Annotated in this window: 11 protein-coding genes and 1 pseudogene; 1 reads left to right on the plus strand and 11 read right to left on the minus strand. The window is 55.7% G+C overall.

Features of this window, described 5'->3' with window-relative positions; genetic code table 11:
- Positions 1-12: 12 nt before the first annotated feature.
- The 11 genes and pseudogenes from rapZ to FYJ35_RS00355 all read right to left on the minus strand — a co-directional run bounded on the left by rapZ (position 13) and on the right by FYJ35_RS00355 (position 21,254).
- Positions 13-864, minus strand: a complete 852-nt coding sequence (gene rapZ, locus FYJ35_RS00305) for an RNase adapter RapZ (protein WP_154521465.1) — start codon at positions 862-864, stop codon at positions 13-15.
- Positions 861-4,418, minus strand: a complete 3,558-nt coding sequence (murB, locus tag FYJ35_RS00310; RefSeq protein ID WP_154521468.1) for a UDP-N-acetylmuramate dehydrogenase — start codon at positions 4,416-4,418, stop codon at positions 861-863. Before murB ends, rapZ begins: the two co-directional genes overlap by 4 nt.
- A 37-nt stretch (positions 4,419-4,455) precedes the next feature.
- Positions 4,456-8,466: a helicase-exonuclease AddAB subunit AddA gene (gene addA, locus FYJ35_RS00315; RefSeq protein WP_154521471.1), complete on the minus strand. Its 4,011-nt coding sequence runs from the start codon at positions 8,464-8,466 to the stop codon at positions 4,456-4,458.
- 68 nt (positions 8,467-8,534) lie between these two features.
- Positions 8,535-12,053, minus strand: a complete 3,519-nt coding sequence (locus FYJ35_RS00320) for a PD-(D/E)XK nuclease family protein (protein WP_205839638.1) — start codon at positions 12,051-12,053, stop codon at positions 8,535-8,537.
- 14 nt (positions 12,054-12,067) lie between these two features.
- The gene (locus tag FYJ35_RS00325; protein ID WP_205839639.1) at positions 12,068-13,177 is read right to left on the minus strand and encodes a YARHG domain-containing protein; all 1,110 of its coding nucleotides are present in this window, start codon (positions 13,175-13,177) and stop codon (positions 12,068-12,070) included.
- A 183-nt stretch (positions 13,178-13,360) separates the two neighbouring features.
- On the minus strand, positions 13,361-16,015 hold the full coding sequence (locus FYJ35_RS00330) for a valine--tRNA ligase (RefSeq protein WP_154522415.1): 2,655 nt from the start codon (positions 16,013-16,015) through the stop codon (positions 13,361-13,363).
- 899 nt (positions 16,016-16,914) lie between these two features.
- Positions 16,915-17,115, minus strand: a pseudogene (locus tag FYJ35_RS15135) (GTPase); the annotation flags it as partial.
- 128 nt (positions 17,116-17,243) lie between these two features.
- Positions 17,244-18,554: an ATP-dependent Clp protease ATP-binding subunit ClpX gene (gene clpX, locus FYJ35_RS00340; RefSeq protein ID WP_154521483.1), complete on the minus strand. Its 1,311-nt coding sequence runs from the start codon at positions 18,552-18,554 to the stop codon at positions 17,244-17,246.
- A gap of 2 nt (positions 18,555-18,556) precedes the next feature.
- Positions 18,557-19,138 (minus strand): ATP-dependent Clp endopeptidase proteolytic subunit ClpP, encoded by a 582-nt coding sequence (gene clpP, locus FYJ35_RS00345; RefSeq protein ID WP_154521486.1) that lies wholly within the window; start codon positions 19,136-19,138, stop codon positions 18,557-18,559.
- A 117-nt stretch (positions 19,139-19,255) separates the two neighbouring features.
- Entirely contained in the window at positions 19,256-20,599 is a 1,344-nt protein-coding gene (gene tig, locus FYJ35_RS00350; protein ID WP_154521488.1) for a trigger factor, read from the minus strand.
- Between the two features lie 91 nt (positions 20,600-20,690).
- The gene (locus FYJ35_RS00355) at positions 20,691-21,254 is read right to left on the minus strand and encodes a DJ-1 family glyoxalase III (RefSeq protein ID WP_154521491.1); all 564 of its coding nucleotides are present in this window, start codon (positions 21,252-21,254) and stop codon (positions 20,691-20,693) included.
- A gap of 143 nt (positions 21,255-21,397) precedes the next feature.
- Here FYJ35_RS00355 and FYJ35_RS00360 point away from each other — a divergent pair, with 143 nt between their 5' ends.
- A complete protein-coding gene (locus FYJ35_RS00360) occupies positions 21,398-21,631 on the plus strand; it encodes a helix-turn-helix domain-containing protein (RefSeq protein ID WP_154521494.1) in 234 nt (77 codons plus the stop codon).
- Positions 21,632-21,748 lie beyond the last annotated feature (117 nt).

Raw genomic sequence — 21,748 nt, forward strand, 5'->3', positions numbered from 1 at the left:
ATTCCTCCGTTCTCAGCGGGTGATGTCCCGATGAAGCAGCACCACCGGATACTTCCCGTTCGTCTCAAAATATTCGTTCAGACGGTTTGCCATCGTCACCGAGCGATGCTTGCCGCCTGTACACCCGACAGCAATTGTCAGCTGTCTCTTTCCCTCCAGCTCATACTTCGGAATCAGATACTCGAGAAGATCGGTCAGTTTCTGCAGAAATGTATCTGCCTCCCCGTTCTGGCAGACATATGCCTGAACGTCCTTGTCATTACCGGTTTTATGCTTGAGTTCCTCGACATAAAACGGATTCGGAAGAAAGCGGACATCAAAGACCAGATCGGCGTCAGACGGGATCCCGAACTTGAACCCGAACGACAGGATGGATAACAGCAGATTGCCCTCTCCCGGATTTTCGAGGAAAATGTGACCGATCTCCTGCTGCAGCTGTCTCGTCAGCATATCGCTGGTGTCAATCACATAGTCCGCCCGAAGTCTGAGCGGCTCCAGAAGCTTTCGCTCCTTTGCAATACCGGCTTCAATCCGTCCGGTTCCGGCAAGCGGATGAATCCGGCGGGTTGCCTTATATCGTCTTACCAGTTCCTGGTCGCCGCAGTCAAGATACAGGATTTCATAACTGTAGGGCTTCATGGTCCGGAAAAAATCCTCCACCGAATGTCCCCTCAGCATGGAGCGGGAGTCGAATCCGACCGCGACCTTGCTGTATTCCTGTGCCGGGTTGCCTGCCAGTTCGGCAAACTTTCCGATCAGCTCCAGTGGAAGATTGTCTACGCAGAAATAGTCGTCGTCCTCCAGCATCTTGAGGGCGGCAGTCTTCCCGGATCCGGACATTCCCGTCACGATCACGAATCTCATTCCTCGTCCTCCGTATCTTCAAACCCCAGCATCTGGACCTCGGGCTCAAGCTTCACGCCGCTCTTCTCCATCACAGCCTCCTGAACCCCGCGGATGACCCCGCGCACGTCCTCCGCCGTTGCTCCGGAGACATTCACGACAAAGCCCGCATGCTTTTCCGAGACCATCGCGCCTCCGACCGTAAACCCTCTCATGCCGGCTTCATCAATCAAAGCCCCGGCATAGTGGCCTTCCGGCCGCTTGAATGTGGAGCCGGCGCTTCCGTACTCAAGCGGCTGCTTCTCAGCCCGTCTGGCTCTCAGATCATCCATTTTTTCACGAATCATCAAAGGATCGCCCGGCTCAAGTTTCAGGCTGACATCCAGCACCGTCATGCCCTCCGTCTGAATTCTGGACGTCCTGTAGCCGAAGCTGCAGTCTTCATTGGAAAGCCGGATAATCTTCCCATCCCTTGTCAGCACATGGACGGATTCGACGATGTCCTTCATCTCGCCGCCATAAGCGCCCGCGTTCATGAAAACAGCCCCGCCGATCGTACCCGGTATGCCGGAGACACATTCCATCCCGGCCAGGGAAACCTCCAGCGCCTTCGCCGCGACTGCTGAAAGCATCGCACCTGCCTGCGCCTCGACGATGTCCCCCTGAATCCGTATCTGGCTGAGATTCTTCGCCACACGGACGATCACACCTCTGTAGCCTGCATCACTGACCAGAAGATTGCTTCCGTTTCCGACAACAAAATACGGAAGCTCCATGCGCCTGAGATACAGAATGGTGTCTGCCAGCTGACGCTCCGTCTTCGGTTTCACCAGCAGGGCCGCCGGACCGCCGATCCGGAAGGTTGTATAGGCGCTCATCAAAGCCCCGGCAGCGACTGCGTCTTCCCCGCACAATGCTGACAGATACGCTTTTGCATCATCCATATCCCTGTCAAATCCTTTCTTTTCCCCTCTGTGTCTGCGGCTGTAAAGGTACAATGACAGCGCAAACAGGATACCGGAGACGATCGTCAGAAGGATTCCCTCCCGGAATCCTTCCGGAACGTATACCATCCGGATGGCATGCTGCCCGGTTTCAAGATCAGCCCCCATCAGGCACGACCCGATCTCCGAAAGCTTCACTTTCTTCCCGTCCACATAAAGCCGCCAGCCATTGTCATATGGCAGCGTCAGAAGGAGCACGCCGGCTTTCTTCACATTGATGTCGCCTGTCAGCACATTGCCGGATGCGGAGACATTCTGAAGCTCACTCTCTCTCAGTCTGTCGACAACAGCCTGCTCGGCACTGTCCGGGCAGGTATAGATGATCGCCTCCGCACTGGAGCCCAGCTTCGTCGAGGCGGTCATCTGCGCCATGTTTTCCCCGTCCGCCGCATTGATCACATAGAGATGGTCTGTGAATGTCTCATAGGTCTTGCTGAATTCCGGCGTGGTCAGCTTCAGCTCTGCCACACGCTCCGGCAGATAAGCGTAGACCTGCTTCCCGTCCGGGATCAGGATTTCATTTGCCTCGCCGTTCTGCATCGTGAGATAACGGTCGAGCGTATAGATCGGCTCAAGCCCGGCTGCCTTCACGACAAAATCATTCTGGACATCGATCGGCGTCCCGGATGATATATCCCAGTCCCGGATCTCCGGATTCACCATGAACCCAAGCGCCAGGGCATTTTCATTCTTATAGATGGTCAGGTTTCCGTCGGATGTCTGCTTCTGAAACTGATAGAGCGTACTTCCGGTTCCCTGTGCGGAAAGAACATACTTGATGCCCAGCACATCGTTCATCAGTTTCGTGACCCCGTTGTAGCCGTTCTTGTTTGTCCTCGATTCCATGCCGATCCGGTCACAGAAGTTTGTGACCGACTCCTGCATTGTGGAATTGAACATGACGACGGCATTCCCCCCGCAGAACAGAGTGACATCCCGCATGCGCTGGGAATCGACCTCCGACCGGAACCAGGTATTGTCATGCATCTGCGGAACGAGCGTCTTGTATGACTTCTGATCGTTCAGATAGATGGAGCGCGTCACAGAGTCGTTACAGACAATTCCCCAGACAGCCGATACACCGGACTCACAGATCAGGATACTTCCGGCCAGCACCGAGAATACAAGTCTCCGGATATGGTACAGCCGGATCACCAGAAGAAGCACAAGATACCCGCAAAGAAGCAGGAATGTGATCTCGTAGGCTGAGACCGGATAGGCATTGCCCTCATTGTCCTGTCCCAGTTTCAGATACCAGGCTACCGCCGCGAAGGATACCGGGATGACTCCGGCGGCAATGATCCGCCAAACAGCCAGCTTCGGCACATCTTTTATGGCATCGAACGACATGACCAGCACAATGGCGATATAGATGAACGCAAACCGGTTCGGCAGTCCGTTCTGCTGATGAAAACCGTGCCAGATGTAATTCAGCACGTTCATCGAGAAGCTCAGAAACAGAAAGCCGGCCAGAACCCCCTTCGCAATCCGCCTTCTGAACGCAATCTGACTGTCAAGCAGAAACAGGATGCCAAGCAGCATGACGGACACACCGCAGTATGCGTTGAGCCCGACCTGAGAGTTCGAGATATTGACCGGTTTGATTCCGGCAAAATGCGCGAGGCAGAGATTCACGAAGTCTGTGTAGAACTTGATGACCTTCGGAAAGGTATTCGACTGCATGGATTCCGAGGCCTTCAGCGCCCGGTAGGCCGGCAGAAGGACGATGCTGCCCATACCGCCCGCAAGGAGGGAATACCAGAAAAACCGCAGAGTACGGCGCAGAAACAAAACCGGCTTCATTCTTCCGGTATACACAAGGCAGACAAACACATACAGTACAGAAAACAGGCAGAGCATGAACCCGATATAATAGTTGCACCAGAGCGCCACAAACAGCGCTGTCCCATACAGACGCCCGTCGGAGCGTCCGCTCACTCGGCCGCCGTCACCGATGCCGAAGATCTGCTCGATGCCCTTCATGATCAGCGGAAGCATCGCGATGGAGTCCAGCCACATGATGTTGAAATAGTACCCGATCATGAAGAAAGAGACCGCATACATTGTCCCGAACGCCGGTGCAAGAAGTCCCGACTTCGGATTCCTGCGATGCAGATACCAGGTCATGGTTCCGCCGCAGAGTGCGACCTTCAGCAGGATCAGATAGTCCATGAAGTCACAGACATTCGCTGTCGGGACAAGACCGATCAGGAAATTCAGCGGGCTTGCCAAATAATAGGCATAGGTTGCCCAGAAATTATACCCCAGCCCTGCCGAAAAGGAGTACAGAAGAGAGGAGTGATGAACAAGCTTCTCATGAAATTCTGTGTAGAATGGCAGATACTGGTGAAGAGAATCAATGATCAGAACCGTCCCGTCGCCAAATGGCCAGACGCCGATCTGTATATACCCGATGAGCATGATCAGAGCCGGGATCGCGAACCCGATCAGGAACCAGCGTCCTGACCCGGCTGCCTTTGCTGTACTTCGCGTCTTCTCCCTTCTCTCTGCCCGCCTTGCTCCGGCGGCCTGAAAATCTGCCTTCTTCTGCGTCATCGTCTGTGTCTGCATATGTCTCAGGCACTCCTTCCTGCCTGCATGTTCTCCTTCAGGAGGCGAGGCTGACCGGTATCGCTTCACCAAGCGACAGCGAATACAGCCAGGCTTCCCCGACCGCTTTTCCTGTCAGCCGGGTGAGAGCAGACGCATAGAGCAGAAACTGTGTCCGGTACCTCCACACCAGGCTCTCCTTCTGCTCAGGCCTGCAATAATCTGTCTTATAATCGACAAGGACCAGGCGTCCAGCCTCCTCGAACCAGGCGTCAATCGTTCCCTGGATCAGCACAGGCTCCGCCCCTACTTCTTTCTCCACGCCCTGAAACAGGTTCCCCGCCGGGACGGAAAGCACGAACGGGTTCTCCCTGTGGAGCCCCCCTTTCCCGGCTGCCTTCTTCATCCGCGCGCCAAGTTCAGAGTTCAGAAATCGGACGAGACGTCCGGCCTGAACCATCTTTTTCTCGCCTTCGGTGATTTTATCACATTGAACCATAGTTTCCAACCAACGGAGGACTGTGTCCGGTCCGGCATCCAGTGTGAAATCATAGTCGGCCAGAATACGATGATAGATGGTCCCGGCAGCTGCCCCGCTGAGAGGCTTCTGCTGCGTCTGTTCCTGCATGAAGGCAGGGACAACTCTGTCCCGCCTCCCGCTCTCCGGAGTCTGTGCATCCTGTGCAGTGACGACATTGCCAGATATGACATCCTCCGGGCTCCGGTCCGGCTGCTGCGTCCAGGATGCGGGAGCCGCCTCCTGCAGCTGCTTCAGCTCCGCCTCGTAGCCCTGCCGCTTCAGCTCCGATACGGTCACCTTGGCCGGAATTTCGGACAGATCCGGCCATGGATAACGGGATCCAAGCTGCCGCTTGAGCTGATCATGGACCGTCCGGTCATAAACCTCCCCCGGCTGCACATCAACCAGTGCCGCCAGCTGTTTTCTGGACTTCTCCGCTGCATGCTGCTGCCTGGCTGTCACCTCGAGGCCAGTCCGCACGAGAAAGCTTCCTTCCAGCCCGGCCGCGGGATTCCCCGCAGGGCTTTGGGGTAAATCTGCCATCTCTCTGAAACGTCCGCCTTCCGGCTGGTGCCGGACGAGCGCTTCTGCCACCCATGTCAGATAGCCATCTGCTCCCAGAATCAGGCTTTCCGGCAGCTTTTCTGTAATGCAGCCTGCCGCGGTAAAAAGCGACTTGACAAACGTCTCCCGGTCCTTCACAGTCCCGGTCAGAATCAGCTTTTCCTCCGCCCGGGTAAGTGCCACATAGAGAACGCGAAGCTCTTCCCCGATCCCTTCCCGGATCACCCGCTCTGCCGCCGCGCTTTTGATCAGCGTCGGCACCTGAACCCGACGGTCCGGATCAATGTAATTCATGCCGACCCCGATTCCGGCCTCCCGCACAAGCATGCCTGCAGCGTCCTGCCGGTTGAATCTCCGCCCCAGTCCGGCGACGAATACAATCGGGAATTCCAGCCCTTTACTCGCGTGAATGGTCATGATCCGGACCAGGTCCTCGCTTCCGTTCTCCGCAAGCGCCGCCCCGAAATCCACCTCGTAACGGATCAGTTTGTCAATATACCGGACAAAGTGGAACAGTCCCCTGTAGCTGGTCTGCTCATAGGAGATGGCCTTCTCCACCAGCATGTCCAGATTGGCCTTCTTCTGATTGCCGCCCTCGGATGCCTCGGACACAGCGAGAAATCCGGTTTCATCGTATATCTGCCACAAAAGCTGGTGGATCGGCGTGTCACTGACATGACTTCTGAGTCTGTCCGTCATCTCCCGAAACTGTCTGAGCTTCTCATAAAGCGCTGCCTCCTGCTGCGCCAAGCATCCTCCTCCCAGCTCCAGATCAGAAATCTGACCGGAGGGTCCCTTGTCCGTCTGTTCTGTTTTGTTCTCCGCTGCACCGGCGGACCTGCCTGAATTTCCCTGTTCTTCTGCCCGGTCATGGGCATACACAGACAGAAAGGTTTCCACACAGTCATACAGAGAATCTTTCCTTCTGCCCGCCTTCAGCATGGAGAGCTCATCGTCTGTCAGCCTGCCGATTTCGGAGCGGAGGACGGCTGCCAGCGGAATGTCCTGCCGCGGATTGTCCAGAACATCCAGGTAAGACAGAATGGTCTGGACCTCCGGCGCCGAGAAATACCCTGTCTTTGAGCCGGAACGGTTCGGAATTCCATGGGCGGACAGCACCTCCGAATAGGCATTGGCCCAGTCGGAGGCTGTCCGGAGCAGAATAACGACATCTCGGAACTCCGCCGGGCGGTAGGTCCCCTTTTCCTTGTCCCAGACCGGATCATGACCGACAATCTGAAGGATCCGGGCTGCCGTCACCTCCGCCTCCGCATGCATCGCGTCCGGAAGCGGTTTCTCTCCGCTTTCGGAGCCAGGGTCGATGACATCTCCGGGCTCGACAAGGATCAGCTCCGGCCTGCAGATCGTCTTCTCCTGTCCTTTCCAGGGCTCCGGAAAAGGCTCGAACACCGCACCCGGATACAGGGATTCATCCGCCCCGTAGGTGACGCCCCCGACCTCCCGCCGCATGATCTGCCGGAAGACCAGATTCACAGCCTCAAGCACCTCTCTTCGGGAGCGGAAGTTCTTATGCAGATCGATTCGCAGCCGGCAGGGCTGCTGCAGCTGCACATCCGTCTCTGCCTGCGCGTCTTTTTCCCCATCCGGACTTTCTTCCTGTTTCCGATAGCTTTCATACTTTTTCATGAAAATACCGGGATCGGACATCCGGAAGCGGTAGATGCTCTGCTTGACATCTCCCACCATGAAGCGGTTGTACACGCCCCTGCTCTCCCTGGATACGCTCGACAGAAGCAGCTCCTGGATCTCATTGGAATCCTGGTACTCGTCGATGGCGATCTCCTCAAAGTAGTCCTGGTACTCCCGCGCTGCCTGTGTCGGGACGATGTTCCCATTCTCATCCTTTTTGATGAGCACCTTCAGCGCAAGATGAGCTGTGTCCGTGAAATCCAGAATATTCTTTCTGGTTTTCTCCTCGGAGAAGGTCTCCTCAAAGCGTTCTGCCAGCCGGACAAGGACGGCAAAATCCGCTCCCGTCCGCTTCATCAGCTTCGCCTCCTCCGAGAGCGGACGCATGAAATATTTCTCCCTGAGGCTTCCGAGCTTTTTCTTCCAGCTGTCCCGAAGGTCCGCAACCATCTGCACCTTGACGGCATCGTACGGCTCCTCCCCCTTCTTCTCCTTCTTCGAGATTCTGGCAAATTTCATATCGGAAAATGAGGCTCTCAGCTGGTCATACGCGCGCTCTCCCATCAGCTGCAGAACCAGCTCTCTGTCCGACAGCAGCGCCGGCTGCGCGGCCTTGGGTCCTCCGGGCCCGGCGCAGAGCGCAAGCGTCTGGTCAATGTTCTCCAGGATGTCCAGAAGCTGCGCGTGAACAACATCAAGGAGCTGCGAGAGCCATGCCCAGGAGGATGGTTCGTCCAGATACTGCCTCAGACACGCGTGCCGCCATTCCTTCGGCCAGGGATGTGACGATGAGCTTTCCCAGAAATCAAGCACCATCCCCTCAAGGGCAGCATCCGATATGCCGGAGGCATAACAGTCGGAGAAGCGCAGAAAATCCGGGCCCCCCTCCTTGTACGCTTCCTCCAGCACTGCCGAGATAAGATCTGCCCGCATCAGCTTCAGCTCGCCCTCATCGCCGATTCGGAAGGACGGGTCGAGCCCGATCTGCTGGTAGTGTTCCCGGATCACCATCAGAAAGAATTTGTCGATGGTCATGATATGATCGCTGTACAGAAGCGTCATCTGATGCCGGAGCTGTTCATTGCCGGGCTCCTCCTCGTACCGAGCGGTCACAGCGTCCCGGATCCGCTCCCGGAGCTGGCTTGTCGCCGCCCGCGTAAAGGTCACAATCAGAAGTCTGTCCAGATCCACGGGGTGCACCGGATCCAGGATCTCGCGGAGGATTCGTTCAACCAGCACCGCAGTCTTGCCCGAGCCGGCTGCTGCCGAGACAAGCAGGCTGCTGCCCCTTGTCTCGATGACTTTCTTCTGTTCGTCCGTCCAGCTTCTTCCCATACGGTCCTCTTTCTCTCCCGCTCCCGGTCATCTCTTCTTCCCGGCATCTTCCCGGAGCGCTTCTGTTGTCAGTCCATCTCTGTTTCCTTCCGGATTCCGGATGTCTCTGTCTCCTCCGCCATCCTCTTCCAGATGTCGTCCTGCGGGATGCCCGGCATCTGCCGATACTTCATCTGCGGGTCATGTCCTGTAAACCGGCAGACAGCCTTCATCGCGCAGTAGGTGCAGGCATCCGTCCGGTCATTTTCCTTTAGAGGAGACGGTGCGATTTCCCCGCCGAGAATCCGCTCTCCTGTCTCAATCATCTTCCTTCTCGCATAGGCAGACAAAAGGGACAGCTTCCGCGCGTCTGCCACACTGGATCTTGCCGCAGAGATGCTTCCATCCTTGTTGATCATCACCGGCGCGACCTCAGACAGAAGGCCCGGTTCTGAACTGAAGAGGGAGACGGCCTCCCTGTCATCCAGGATCAGTCCGCTTGGACGGATTTTCCGGGCTCTTTCCGCCTCAAGGGAAGTATCGTCCATCTCTGCGTATCTGCCGTCCAGGACCGGATCCCTCACGGGGAAGTAGAGAAGGCCCGCACAGACGACCTCCTTTTTTCTGTGGCGCTGGCGCTCCATCCGCAGCGCGGCGTCCATATAGACCGGAAGCTGGAGCTCCGTGCCCATCCAGACCTCGTTCAAGTCAAATCCTGTAGCCCCGGTCTTGTAATCGACAACCTTGATAAAGAGACGGCTGTCCTCCCTGCCGGTTGCCTCGTCAACCCGGTCGATCCGTCCGGTCAGATTCATCCGGCTTCCATCTGAAAACAGAAGCGGTTCCGCCGTTCTTCTGTCCCTTGAGTCAAATCGCGTCTCAAACAGCGCAGGCTCAAAATCTCCTGCCGCAAGCTGCAGCTTCAGGACGGCTGCGGCATGCCGGAAGATCCGAAGAAGCCGCTGATACTGTCCGGCGCTCCGGAAGGTATCCTCGAATTTCCCGCCGGACGTTTCCAGGCAGGCCTGCCTGAGGCTTTCCTCTGCCCACCTGTTCAGCGCCTCCGGAGCAAGGGTTCTCCACGAAACATCCCGGCTTTCCTTCACCCGCGCCGATAAAAGCTCCAGTCCCCTGTGCATCAGCGTTCCGACATCGGATGCCTGCACCTCGAATCGCCTGCGCTCCCGAAGCCCCAGCCCGTAGACTGTATATTGTCTGAACGGACAGAGTGCAAATGTCTCCAGCCTTGAGACGGATCCCTCCAGGTTGTCTCCATACAGCTTTCTGGCGACCTCCCGGCTCAGTCTCGGCGGCGGCACAATGTCCAGTGCCTTCAGAAGCCTGCGGGTCTGCTCCGGCCTTCCGGAGGCAGACGCCAGATACAGCTCCCGGAGCATGGGCGTCCGCTCCTCCTTCTCCGCTTCCGTCCAGTCTCTGCTCTCCGCAAGGGCTCCTGCAAGCGCTTCCGGCACTTCTTTCGGAAGGTAGATAGTCCCGGCCAGGCCTCCCGGAAGGCCTTCCTGAATCTCAATCTGCGGAAAGAGCCGACAAATCTGCAGCAGCGCTGCAGCCGGCCGGAGCACACTACCATCCATCGTCGTCCTGGAACAGGAAAGAATCAGACGATCCGAAGGCTTTGTCAGGCTCAGATACAGGTAGAACTGCCGGACCGCGGCTTCCTCTCTCGCGGATGGAGCCAGATGGAACTCCTGACGTCTCAGATATTCCCGTTCCACATCGGTCAGAATGCCGCCCTCATGGCTCCTCCCCGGCACAAACTCATCATTCATGCCAAGAAACAGAATCGCCCTGACATTGGTAATCCTCGACCGCATCAGATCGCCGATCTGCACCTCGTCACTCCCCGGAGGAACAATGCCGATCTTTTCCTCCGAGAGTCCTGCCTCCAGGATCTGCTCAAACTGCGACCGCCTGATCTTCTCGTCTCCAAGAAGAGAAACCGCCTCGTCCAGCACCTCCGCGATAGCGGAGGCTGCCTGGCTGTAAATTTCGGAGTCGGCGCGCTGTCCGTTCTCCTCCCGTTCCCGCGCGAGAAGCGCCAGCTTCCCCTGCAGGTCAAAGGCATCTGTCAGCTCCCACAGGGCTCTTGCATAGTCTTTCAGCTTTCCTGTCGAAAACCTGCATACGCCGGCAAATGGTTCAAAACGCTCCGCGAACGATTCCCGCAGTTCCTCAAGCTCAGCGATCTCTTCCTCCCGGCCATCACCAGCCGGGCGGCTCCATCTCTGCGTCCAGGCCTTATGACCGCGAATACCGGCTGCCAGCAGATAGTTTTCCAGAATGTCCACCGTCTCCCGGTCATCGAACACAAATCCGGTGCGGAAGAACGCCATCATCGACTCATAGCTGTAGTTGGCATCCAGAATCGCGAATGCAGCCCTGACAAATTCAAATGCCGGATTCAGCGTGACCGACACGGACCGGTCGACAAAATACGGGATTTCCGCCCTACTGAATGCCCGTCTCAGGTGCTCCACGTATGTCGGAAAATCTCCCGCCACAACGGCAATGTCCCGGTATCGAAGCGTGTTTTCATGCCCGCCTTCCTGTCCGTCTCCGCCATTCTCGTTCGTCCGGGTCAGCCGGCGTATCCACGCGACCGCAACCTGCGCTTCCTCTGCCGGATTGGCGCAGGACAGAATCTGAATCTGATGTCTGTCATTCTGCCCCGGGAAAGGGTTCCGCCTGCCCGGTCGGAGAAGGTTCGCTTCCAGATACTGAAGCTCGCTCCCCTCCCCGAATCTGCCTGTTCCGGACTGTTTCATGAGAAGCGGGGGATCCATCACCGTCCCCGTCTCTGCGGCAATGCGCCCGAGCGCCTGAACCGTCTTCTTTGTCAGCGCGAACAGCTCCTCCTCGCGCGGCCTGCTGAAGGCATCCGTCCCCGCGTCGATCGTGAAGGCGGCCGTCACCCGCTCCGCCTTCCGCATCAGCCCGCTCAGCACGTCCATCTGGGCAGGTGTGAAGCCTGTGAACCCGTCCAGATAGATACGGCTCCTTTCCAGCATCCTGGATGCCGGGATTCTTCCGCAGAGCGCCTCCGGTACAGTCTCCACCGTCTGCAGCTGATGCGCCTCCTGAAACTGGCGGTACTTTTCCCGCAGGACGGACAGCTGTTCCAGCTTCTGCGCCAGGACAGGCCTTGCGCTGCACTCGGAAACCATCCGCTGAATCTCCTCATCCGTCATCTCATACTGATCCATTTCCGAGAGGATGCTCTTCAGCTCTCCGAGCACACCCGGGCGGTCGACCGCCCCCGAAAGAAGAGAAAGACCGGCTGCCTCCCTGTCCGCGATCAGGCGGAGCAGCAGAGTTTTTCCGGTCTCCCTCAGAAGCGTTTTCCTTATGACACCCGTCTCCTCAAACACACGGACTGCCAGTCTTGAAAAACTCAGGATATCAATATTCAGAATGCCGCCGCTTTGACTCAGCGCGCAGAGGCTTTGCTGTGTCTGCATCGTGAACTGCTCGGGAACAAGGATGATGTGCTGCCTGCCCGGATTCTGCGCGGCGTCCTCAAGCGCCTTCTCGAACAGCTTTCTGCTCTTCCCGCAGCCGGAAGGCCCCAGAATCAGTTTCAGAGACATTCCCATTCCCCCTGTCAGTATAGCTGGTACCCGTTCGGGTTGATTGCATACTCATGCTGCTTCAGAAGCGCAATATTCGCCGCCTCGAACTCGTTGAAGACAGATTCGGAAAATGAATCTGCCGGCAGGGTAGGCGAATACCAGGGCTTGCTCCCGAAATATTCTCTCAGCTCCGATGACTGGAAGATATAGCCCCTCCGCGCATAGATCTCATTGCGCGCATAGCACAGCTGCTGAAGGCTCATCCCTGAGACATCGGCATCCGTCAGATAGCGGAGCGCGCTGTCATAGAAGATATAATCGCTCTCGGACACAGTTGCGGCAGCCTGGGCAGGGAAAGACCGCACCGCCGAATAGCTGTATCCCGGCTGGTCTGTCGCATAACCGCCCTGCGCCTGCTCCTGTGCCTGAAGAGAATCGATGTTCTGGATCTCCACATAGTTCAGAAGGCTCGGAGAAAATGCCGAGGCATCCACCGTTCCCCAGTACCAGTTCTTGGCGTTGAAATAATCGGACAGCTCCGTCGAAGAGAAGATGTAGCCATGTCTCGCATAGATCTCATACCGTGCGTAGCACAGCTCCTGAAGAGAAAGCTGGCTGATCTCCTGCCCTGTCAGAACCCGCGCACTGCTGTCAGTAAAAATATAGCTGTTCGGGTCAACCGTGAAGGAATCTGCCAGTGACTCCGTTGCCTGCTCCCCTTTCTCCGCATAGGGTGTCAGCGTGTCAAACGAGTATCCCGGCTGATCAAGAACATACTCTCCCTGGCTCTTCTCGATGTCCAGAAGCGTCTGAACATTCGCCGTCTCGTAGGCGTTCAGCATCGAATCGCTGAACTGATCAGGGGCATATACGCCATGATACCAGTACTGCGCGCTGAAATATGCCTGCAGCTCCTCCGACTCGAACATCTTCCCGTTTCGCGCATAGATCTCGTTTCTGGCATAGCAGAGTGCCTGAGACGGCCAGCCTGAGACCTCCTCCTGCGTGATATATGCATAGGAGCTCTGCGGAAGCAGGTAGCCCGAGGGCGCTGCCTGCGGGCGAATTGAAAAAATCAGCAAAAACAGCAGAAGCAGGAAGAATCCCTCCGCTATTTTTCCCCTGTATCTGAATCCGGTCATAAATACCCTCCGTGGTGTTTTGACCATTGTAGCATGAAACGGGCTGACCTTGCCCGGTACATTTTATTAAATAAAAATGAAGGCGCCCGGACACGCCTGTCTCCGGACACCTTCATTTTCTCCTGCCGGCAGAAGCTTCTTATCTCGCCATATACCTGCCATCCAGGCGGTCTGCCTTCGGTTTTACTTCCTCAGCTGCTGCAGTCTTTCCGTAACCTGCCGCATCAGCTGTGCGTACTTTTCTCTCTTTGCCTTCTCTTCCGCGACCTTCGCCTCAGGCGCCTTGCTCAGGAAGCGCTCATTCCCCAGCATACTGTCGGACCGCTTCAGCTCGCCTTCCAGTCGTTTCTGCTCTTTCTCAAGCCGCTCGATCTCTTTGCTGACATCGACCAGCTCTTCCATCGGCATGAAAATGGTCGCATTGTGAATCACACAGGAGGCCGAGGACTCCGCAACCCCCTCCTTGTCTTTCTGAACCTTTACCTCGCTCGCCATACCGAGTGCTGCAAAGAACACACGGTTCCGCTCGAAGATGCCGCGAACCTCCTCGTCATCCGACACGACAATCACCTTTGCCTTCTTTGACGGCGGAACGTTCATGCCCGTACGCACATTCCGGATTGCGCGGACCGCATCCTTGACAGCGTCGATCTCCTTCTCCTCCTGCGGATCGCTCCAGTCTTCCCGGAAGGCGGGCCATGCGGAACGCATGATGGTCTCCTCCTTATCCTGCAGAGAGGTGAAGAGCTCTTCCGTGATAAACGGCATGAACGGATGAAGCAGCTTCAGTCCCTGGATCAGAACCGTCTTCAGTGTCCAGAGTGCCGCGCCCTTCGTCTGGTCGTCATCGCTGTAGAGACGCGGCTTCACCATCTCGATGTACCAGTCGCAGAACTCGTCCCAGAGGAAGTCGTAGACCTTCTGCACGGCAATGCCGAGCTCAAACTTGTCCATATTCTCGGTGACGTCCTTCGCCAGCGTGTTCGCCTTCGAAAGGATCCACCTGTCTGCCGGTGTGAGCTCCTCTGTCGATATATGCTCCGGTGCCTGCTGTCTTTCAAGGTTCATCAGAATAAACCGGGTCGCATTCCAGATCTTGTTGCAGAAATTTCTCGAGTTCTCCACGCGCTCCCAGTAGAACCGCATGTCGTTCCCCGGCGCATTTCCGGTCATCAGTGTAAGTCTCAGCGCATCCGCACCGTACTTGTCGATCACCTCAAGCGGGTCAATTCCATTTCCGAGAGACTTGGACATCTTGCGTCCCTTGTCGTCCCGGACAAGACCATGGATCAGCACATACTTGAACGGGCTCTTTCCGGTCTGCTCCAGCGCCGAGAACACCATGCGGATGACCCAGAAGAAGATGATGTCGTAGCCTGTCACGAGGACATCGGTCGGATAGAAGTACCGGAGCTCCGGTGTATCATCCGGCCAGCCCAGTGTCGAGAACGGCCAGAGGGCGGAGGAGAACCAGGTGTCAAGGGAGTCAGGATCCTGCGTGAAATGCCTGCCGCCGCACTTCGGGCACACATCCGGTGCTCCGCCGGCTCTGACAACGACTTCTCCGCAGTCATCGCAGTAGTATGCCGGAATCCGGTGTCCCCACCACAGCTGTCTGGAAATGCACCAGTCCTGGATGTTCTCCAGCCAGTGCGTGTATGTTTTTTCAAAATGCTCCGGCACGAAATTCAGATCGTCGGTCTTCACGACCTCGAGCGCTGCCTTCGCCATCTCGTCCATCTTCACAAACCACTGCGGCTTGAGCATCGGCTCGACCGTCGTGTGGCAGCGGTCATGCGTTCCGACCGAGTGTGTGATCGGAACAACCTTGACAAGCAGTCCCTGCTCCTTCAGATCCTCAACCATCGCCTTCCTGGCTTCGTAGCGGTCCATTCCCGCGTACTTTCCGCAGAGACTGTTCATGGTCGCATCATCGTTCAGGATATTGATCTCCTCCAGATGATGCCGCTTGCCGACCTGGAAGTCGTTCGGGTCATGAGCCGGTGTAATCTTGACACAGCCTGTTCCGAACTCCTTGTCCACATACGCATCCGCGATCACCGGAATCACACGGTCTGTCAGCGGGAGCTTCAGCATCTTTCCGACCAAATCCTTGTACCGGTCATCGTCTGGATTCACCGCGACCGCCGTATCTCCGAGAAGCGTCTCCGGCCTGGTCGTCGCGATTTCGACAAACCGCCCTTCCTCTCCCACAATCGGATACTTGATATGCCAGAAGAAGCCATCCTGGTCTACATGCTCGACCTCCGCGTCAGACAGGGATGTCTGGCACTTCGGGCACCAGTTGATGATGCGGTTTCCCTTGTAGATCCAGCCCTTCTCATAGAGCTTCACAAACACGGTCTCGACAGCGCGGGAGCAGCCCTCGTCCATCGTGAAGCGCTCTCTGTCCCAGTCGGCACTGCAGCCGATCTTCTGGAGCTGCTTCAGAATTCTGGAGCCGTACTCATCCTTCCACTGCCAGCAGTACTTCAGAAACTCCTCGCGGCCGATCTGATGCTTGTCGATGCCCTTGTCCTTGAGCATGTTCGTGACCTTGACCTCGGTCGCGATGGCTGCATGATCGGTTCCCGGCTGCCACAGCGCCTCGTACCCTTCCATCCGCTTCCAGCGGATCAGAATGTCCTGCATGGTATTGTCAAGCGCATGCCCCATGTGCAGCTGCCCTGTGATATTCGGCGGCGGCATGATGATGGTAAATGGTTTTTTGTCCGGATTCACCTGTGCGTGAAAGTATCCCTTCTCCAGCCACCTGTGATAGATCCTGTCCTCCATTCCGGACGGGTTATATGTCTTCTCAAGCTGTTTCGTGCCCATCTGTTCCTTCTGCTCCTCAAAAATGTCTATATTGGTATTCGCGCTTTTCGCAGCACTCTCGTGCTGCTTCGCGCTCATACCTTTGCGGACTCCTGAATAAGTCCCCCGCGGCACTTCGCTGCTCCGCAGCTTCCGTTCCGCTTTCAGGTATTCGCGCTTTCGCAGCACTCTCGTGTTGCTTCGCGCTCATACCTTTGTCGTCGCACGTGTACAGGACTGCAGGCACGCAAGCGTGCCGCAGTCCTGTACACGGCGACTGGGACTTATTCAGTATATCATATCACCTGCTGGATCACACGGTAGATTTCGCCGAGGCCTTGTCCGGAGGGGGCGGAGAATGGCAGGATTTCTGCTGCCTCCGGAGCTTTTAATGTTCTTCGGATGACCTCAATCTGGCGGAGCTGCTGGCTTTTCCCGAGCTTGTCGGCTTTCGTCGCAATGATGACGGGTGTAAATCCGCTCGCCCGTACCCAGTCGTACATCTGAATGTCATTCGCATTCGGCTCGTGCCGGATATCGACAAGCAGAAAGACCTTCTTCAGTCCGGGGGAGGAGTTGAGGTAGCGCTCGATCATCTCTCCCCACTTTTCCTTCTCCGATACTGACACATTCGCATATCCGTAGCCTGGCAGATCAACCAGAAAAAAGGGCTTCCGCTCGGTCGGGACGCGGACTGCAGTCTGTGATGCATCTTCCTTCTGACTGCCCCTGACCCGTGCCTGCCCGTTCTTCCCGCTTAACGCTTTCTGTCTGGACGGATCCTTCTTCCAGCGCAGTTTCTTTTTCCGGATGACTTCCGCCTGCAGGCTTCCTGCATCTCCTGCGGCATCCTCCATGCTCGGCTGCAATGCGGGCACACTCACAGTACCCTGCTCCATCACCTGCGGCACCTCCACCACCACATGATAGAAATTGATTGTCCGGGTTTTTCCGGGTGTCTCACCGACCCTCGCAAGCCGCCTGCGTTTCATGACGGCGTTGATCAGGGAGGACTTTCCCACGTTCGACTTCCCCGCAAACGCAATCTCCGGTTCATCAAAAACAGGAAGGGTACTTGTATATCCGCAGACCGTGTCCAGCTTCACATCTATGATTTTCATCTCTGGTATTCTCCCTTCTTGCCCGAGGGGTTCCTAAAAATGAGGCTCATGCGGTATTGGCGCACGAGCCTCGTTATATCTTCCTGTTTCCTGCCTGTCATTCTGAAAAGAGACGCCCCCAAGGTCAGTCAGGCTGTCGCTCCAAGCTTTTTTCTTTTTTTACGGCTCCGGGGTTCCTCAACGAGATCCAGCGGTTCATCCGTGAATGTGATCTCCGGCTTCTCTTTTCCGTCAATGACATCTTTTGTGACATGGCAGACTGCTGCCCGGTCTTCACTCGGCAGGTCAAACATGACATCATTCATCGACTTTTCGATCACGCTCCGAAGGCCGCGGGCGCCGATCTTCCGCTTAATGGTCAGATCCGCAATTTCCTCGACTGCCTCCTCGTCAAAGGTAAGCTTCACCTTGTCCAGGGCAAACAGTTTCTTATACTGTTTGATAATCGCGTTCTTCGGTTCTGTCAGGATCCGGATCATCGCGCTTCTGTCCAGCTCGTCAAGCGAAACGACAACCGGCACTCGGCCGATAAATTCCGGGATCAGGCCGAACTTGATGAGATCCTCAGGCTGAACCTGCTTCAGAACATCGCCGATGTTCCGCTCCTCCTTTGTCCGGATATCCGCCTTGAATCCCATGCTTCTGGTATCCATCCGGCTCTCAATGATCTTGTCCAGTCCTTCGAACGCGCCTCCGCAGATAAACAGGATGTTGGTCGTGTCAATCTGGATCAGCTCCTGCTGCGGGTGCTTTCTCCCGCCCTGCGGCGGAACCGATGCCACAGTTCCCTCCAGGATCTTCAGCAGCGCCTGCTGGACCCCTTCGCCGGACACATCCCTGGTGATCGAGACATTCTCACTCTTGCGGGAGATCTTGTCAATCTCATCCACGTATATGATGCCCTTCTGGGCGCGCTCGATATCATAATCCGCAGCCTGAATCAGCTTCAGAAGAATGTTCTCGACATCCTCGCCGACATAGCCGGCTTCCGTCAGCGATGTCGCGTCCGCAATCGCAAACGGAACATTCAGCATCTTTGCGAGCGTCTGTGCCAGGTACGTCTTTCCGGACCCGGTCGGTCCCAGCATCAGGATATTGCTCTTCTGAAGCTCCACCTCATCATCGTTCGCCCGCTCATTTGAAAGAATCCGCTTGTAATGATTGTATACGGCGACCGAAAGTGTCTTCTTTGCCTCATCCTGTCCGATGACATACTGGTCAAGAAATGCCTTGATCTCCCTGGGCTTCATCAGATGGATATCACTTTCCATCTGAAGCTCCTCTTCTTCCCCCAGCTCTTCCTCGACAATCTCCGAGCACACGTTGATGCATTCGTCGCAGATGTACACGTCCCCCGGCCCTGCAATCAGCTTTCGGACCTGATCCTCCGACTTGCCGCAGAAGGAGCACCGAATTTTCTCATATCCTTTATTCGCCATTCTTACCTCGATGTTACAACCTCGTCAATCAGTCCGTACGTCTTCGCTTCCTCGGCCGTCATCCAGTGATCGCGCTCTGTGTCACGTTCAATCACCTCAAGCGGCTGTCCGGAATTCTGGGAAAGAAGCCGGTTCAGTCTCTCCCGTGTCTTGATGATCTCATCGGCGGCAATCTTCATGTCAGATGCCTGCCCCTGCGTCCCGCCGGACGGCTGGTGGATCAGAATCTCTGAATTCGGAAGCGCAAATCTCTTGCCCTTCGCTCCGCCCGCAAGCAGAAATGAACCCATACTTGCCGCAAGTCCGACGCAGATCGTTGATACGTCACACTTCACATACTGCATGGTATCATAGATCGCCATGCCTGCCGTGACAGAGCCTCCCGGACTGTTGATATACAGATGGATGTCCTTGTTCGGATCCTCCGACTCCAGAAACAGCAGCTCCGCAACAATCACGTCCGCAATGGAATCCGTGACTTCTTCCCCAAGGAAAATGATCCGGTCCTCCAGCAGCCTGGAGAAGATATCATACGATCTCTCCCCTCTGGACGTCTGTTCTATGACATAAGGTATCAGGCTCATGCGAATCCTCCTTAAACGAAAAGTCCCCGGTGGAAACGGTACGGACGAATTCGCCCGTCCGAATCCGCATATGGGGACTCTCACAATCAGTATCCTGCCTGTTCCGCTGAGAACGGCTTATACATCCGCAGGCTGCTCCTGCGGAATATCCTTCTTCTCTTCCTCTGCCGGCTTTTCAACCTCCACCGCATTGTCTGCGATGAACTCTGCCGCCATCTGGGTTGCGATCTCATCCTTCATCGTCTTGACGGACTCCTCACCCATCAGAGAAGTAAGCTTATCCTTCTCCATATTGTATGCCTTCGCAAGCTTGTCGATCTCCTCATCGAACCGCTCGTCGCTGCATTCAATCTTCTCAGCCTTCTGAACTGCCTCCAGCACCAGACTGTTCTGGATTCTCTTCAGCGCCTCCGGCTTCATCTGGTCCATCATCTTCTTGCGGTCCATGCCGGTAAACTGCATGTACTGATCGATGCTCAGCCCCTGCTGGCCGATCCGCTGGCTGAACTCATCGAGCATCCGGGTTGCCTGCTCCTCAACCATCGCTTCCGGAATATCCATCTCCGCATTATTCACAGCCTCGGCAAGCGCCTCGTTCTGCTTCTTCGCCTTGGCCTCATTCTCCTTGCGCTCACGGATCTTCTGAGCGACATCCTTCTTGTACTCCTCAAGCGTATCAAACTCAGAGACGTCCTGGGCAAAGTCATCATCAAGTGCCGGAAGCTCCTTGACCTGGATGCTGTTTACCTTGCACTTGAAGACAGCTGCCTTCCCCTTCAGGTTCTCCGCCTGATAATCCTCCGGGAAGGTAACATTCACATCGAACTTCTCGCCGATATTCTTCCCGACAATCTGATCCTCAAATCCCGGAATGAAGGAACCGGAGCCGACTACCAGCTCATAGTTTTCTGCCTTGCCGCCGTCAAACGGAACTCCGTCAATGCTTCCGTCAAAATCAAGCTTGATGTGGTCATCCTTCTGAACCGGACGGTCATCCACATCGACCATGCGGGCATTCCGCTCTCTTTCCTTGTCAAGTTCCTTCTGGATCTCCTCGTCAGAGACAGAGATTTCAGTCTTTGCGACCTCCACACCCTTATACTGGCCGAGCGTGACAGCAGGCTTCAGAGCAACCTCCGCAGTATAGATGAACGGCTTTCCTTCCTCGATCTGAGTGATGTCGATCTTCGGGCGGGAAACAACCGTCTCACCGCTCTCCTCGACAGCCTTGTCATAGGTTCTCTGAAGAACCAGGTTCGCAGCATCCTCAAAGAAGACGCCCTTTCCGTACATCTGCTCAATCATCTTTCTCGGTGCTTTTCCTCTGCGGAAACCCGGGATATTGATTCTCTTCCTGTCCTTCTTCCACGCATCGTTGAGGGCCTGTGTCAGCTCCTGTGCGCTGGCTGTGACAGTCAGAACCGCCATATTATGCTCTTTCTTCTCTACCGTAACGCTCATTGCAGCTTTACTCCTTCTGATTCGAATCGTTTTTTATAAACAGCCGTTGTGGTATTATATCACACAGATTTTAAGTATACTACCGATTTTTTCAGCTGTCCACTCTATCGCAAAATACAATACTCTGCGCGACACGGGCCGAATTCCCGCGGTCTGTCAGGCGCTCAATAATTTTCAAGGAAAATGGAATGGCCGTACCGGCTCCGCGGCTGGTGATGAAGCTGCCGGACTCCACAACCTCGTCTGTCGAAAGATCTGCCCCGGTCAGGCCGCTCTCACATCCCGGATAACAGGTCGCCTTCTGTCCCTTCAGCAGTCCGAGACCGCCGAGGACAGTCGGACCGGCGCAGATCGCGCAGACCAGCTTTCCTTTTTTAGCCGCTTCCTTCAGTGCTTCTGCAAGTCCCTGGTGCTCGCTGAGGTACGTGACACCCGGCATCCCGCCCGGAAGAACCAGTGCGTCCGCTTCATCAATTCTGCATGTCTCGAAAAGACAGTCCGCTTCCACCGGGATCCGGCTTCTGCCGGTCACCGTCCTGCGTCCCATAATGGAAACCGTTGTCACCTCCAGCCCGCCTCTGCGCAGAAGATCAGCCGGGGTAAGCCCCTCGATTTCCTCAAAGCCATCCGCCAGAAAGATCAGTACCTTTTTCATTGTGCCCCTCCTGTCTTAAATTATTTGCTTTTTGTATTTTTTATAGAATTTTGACTAAATTAGGTTAAATAAGTAGTGAAATCTCTGCTATTCCGTTTATAATAATATCATCTTCGCTGATCAAAATCGAAGGAGGGAGTAACATGAAGAATGAAAGGCTCAGTCAATTCAAACAGCTTGGACTTACAATCGCATACTACAGGAAATTAAAAGGGTATACCCAGCAGGAGCTCGCAGAAGCTTCCGGTCTCAGCCGAACGCATATCAGCAACCTGGAAGCCCCGAATATGCCCACATCCATTTCTCTTGAGAAGCTTTTTGACATCGCCGACGCGCTTGATGTCCCTGTAAAGGTTTTCTTTGACTTCAGAGCCTGAAGTTATATAACTGCATCCATTCTTCCTTAAAGCCAGCCTTTCCGACATCTCTGTCGGAGTCGCTGGCTTTCCGCATGTCTGTTTTTTTCTCTCCGGCAGGCAGAAAGCCGTCAGCCG

The sequence above is a fragment of the Porcincola intestinalis genome (genome assembly GCF_009696445.1).
Classification (GTDB): domain Bacteria; phylum Bacillota; class Clostridia; order Lachnospirales; family Lachnospiraceae; genus Porcincola; species Porcincola intestinalis.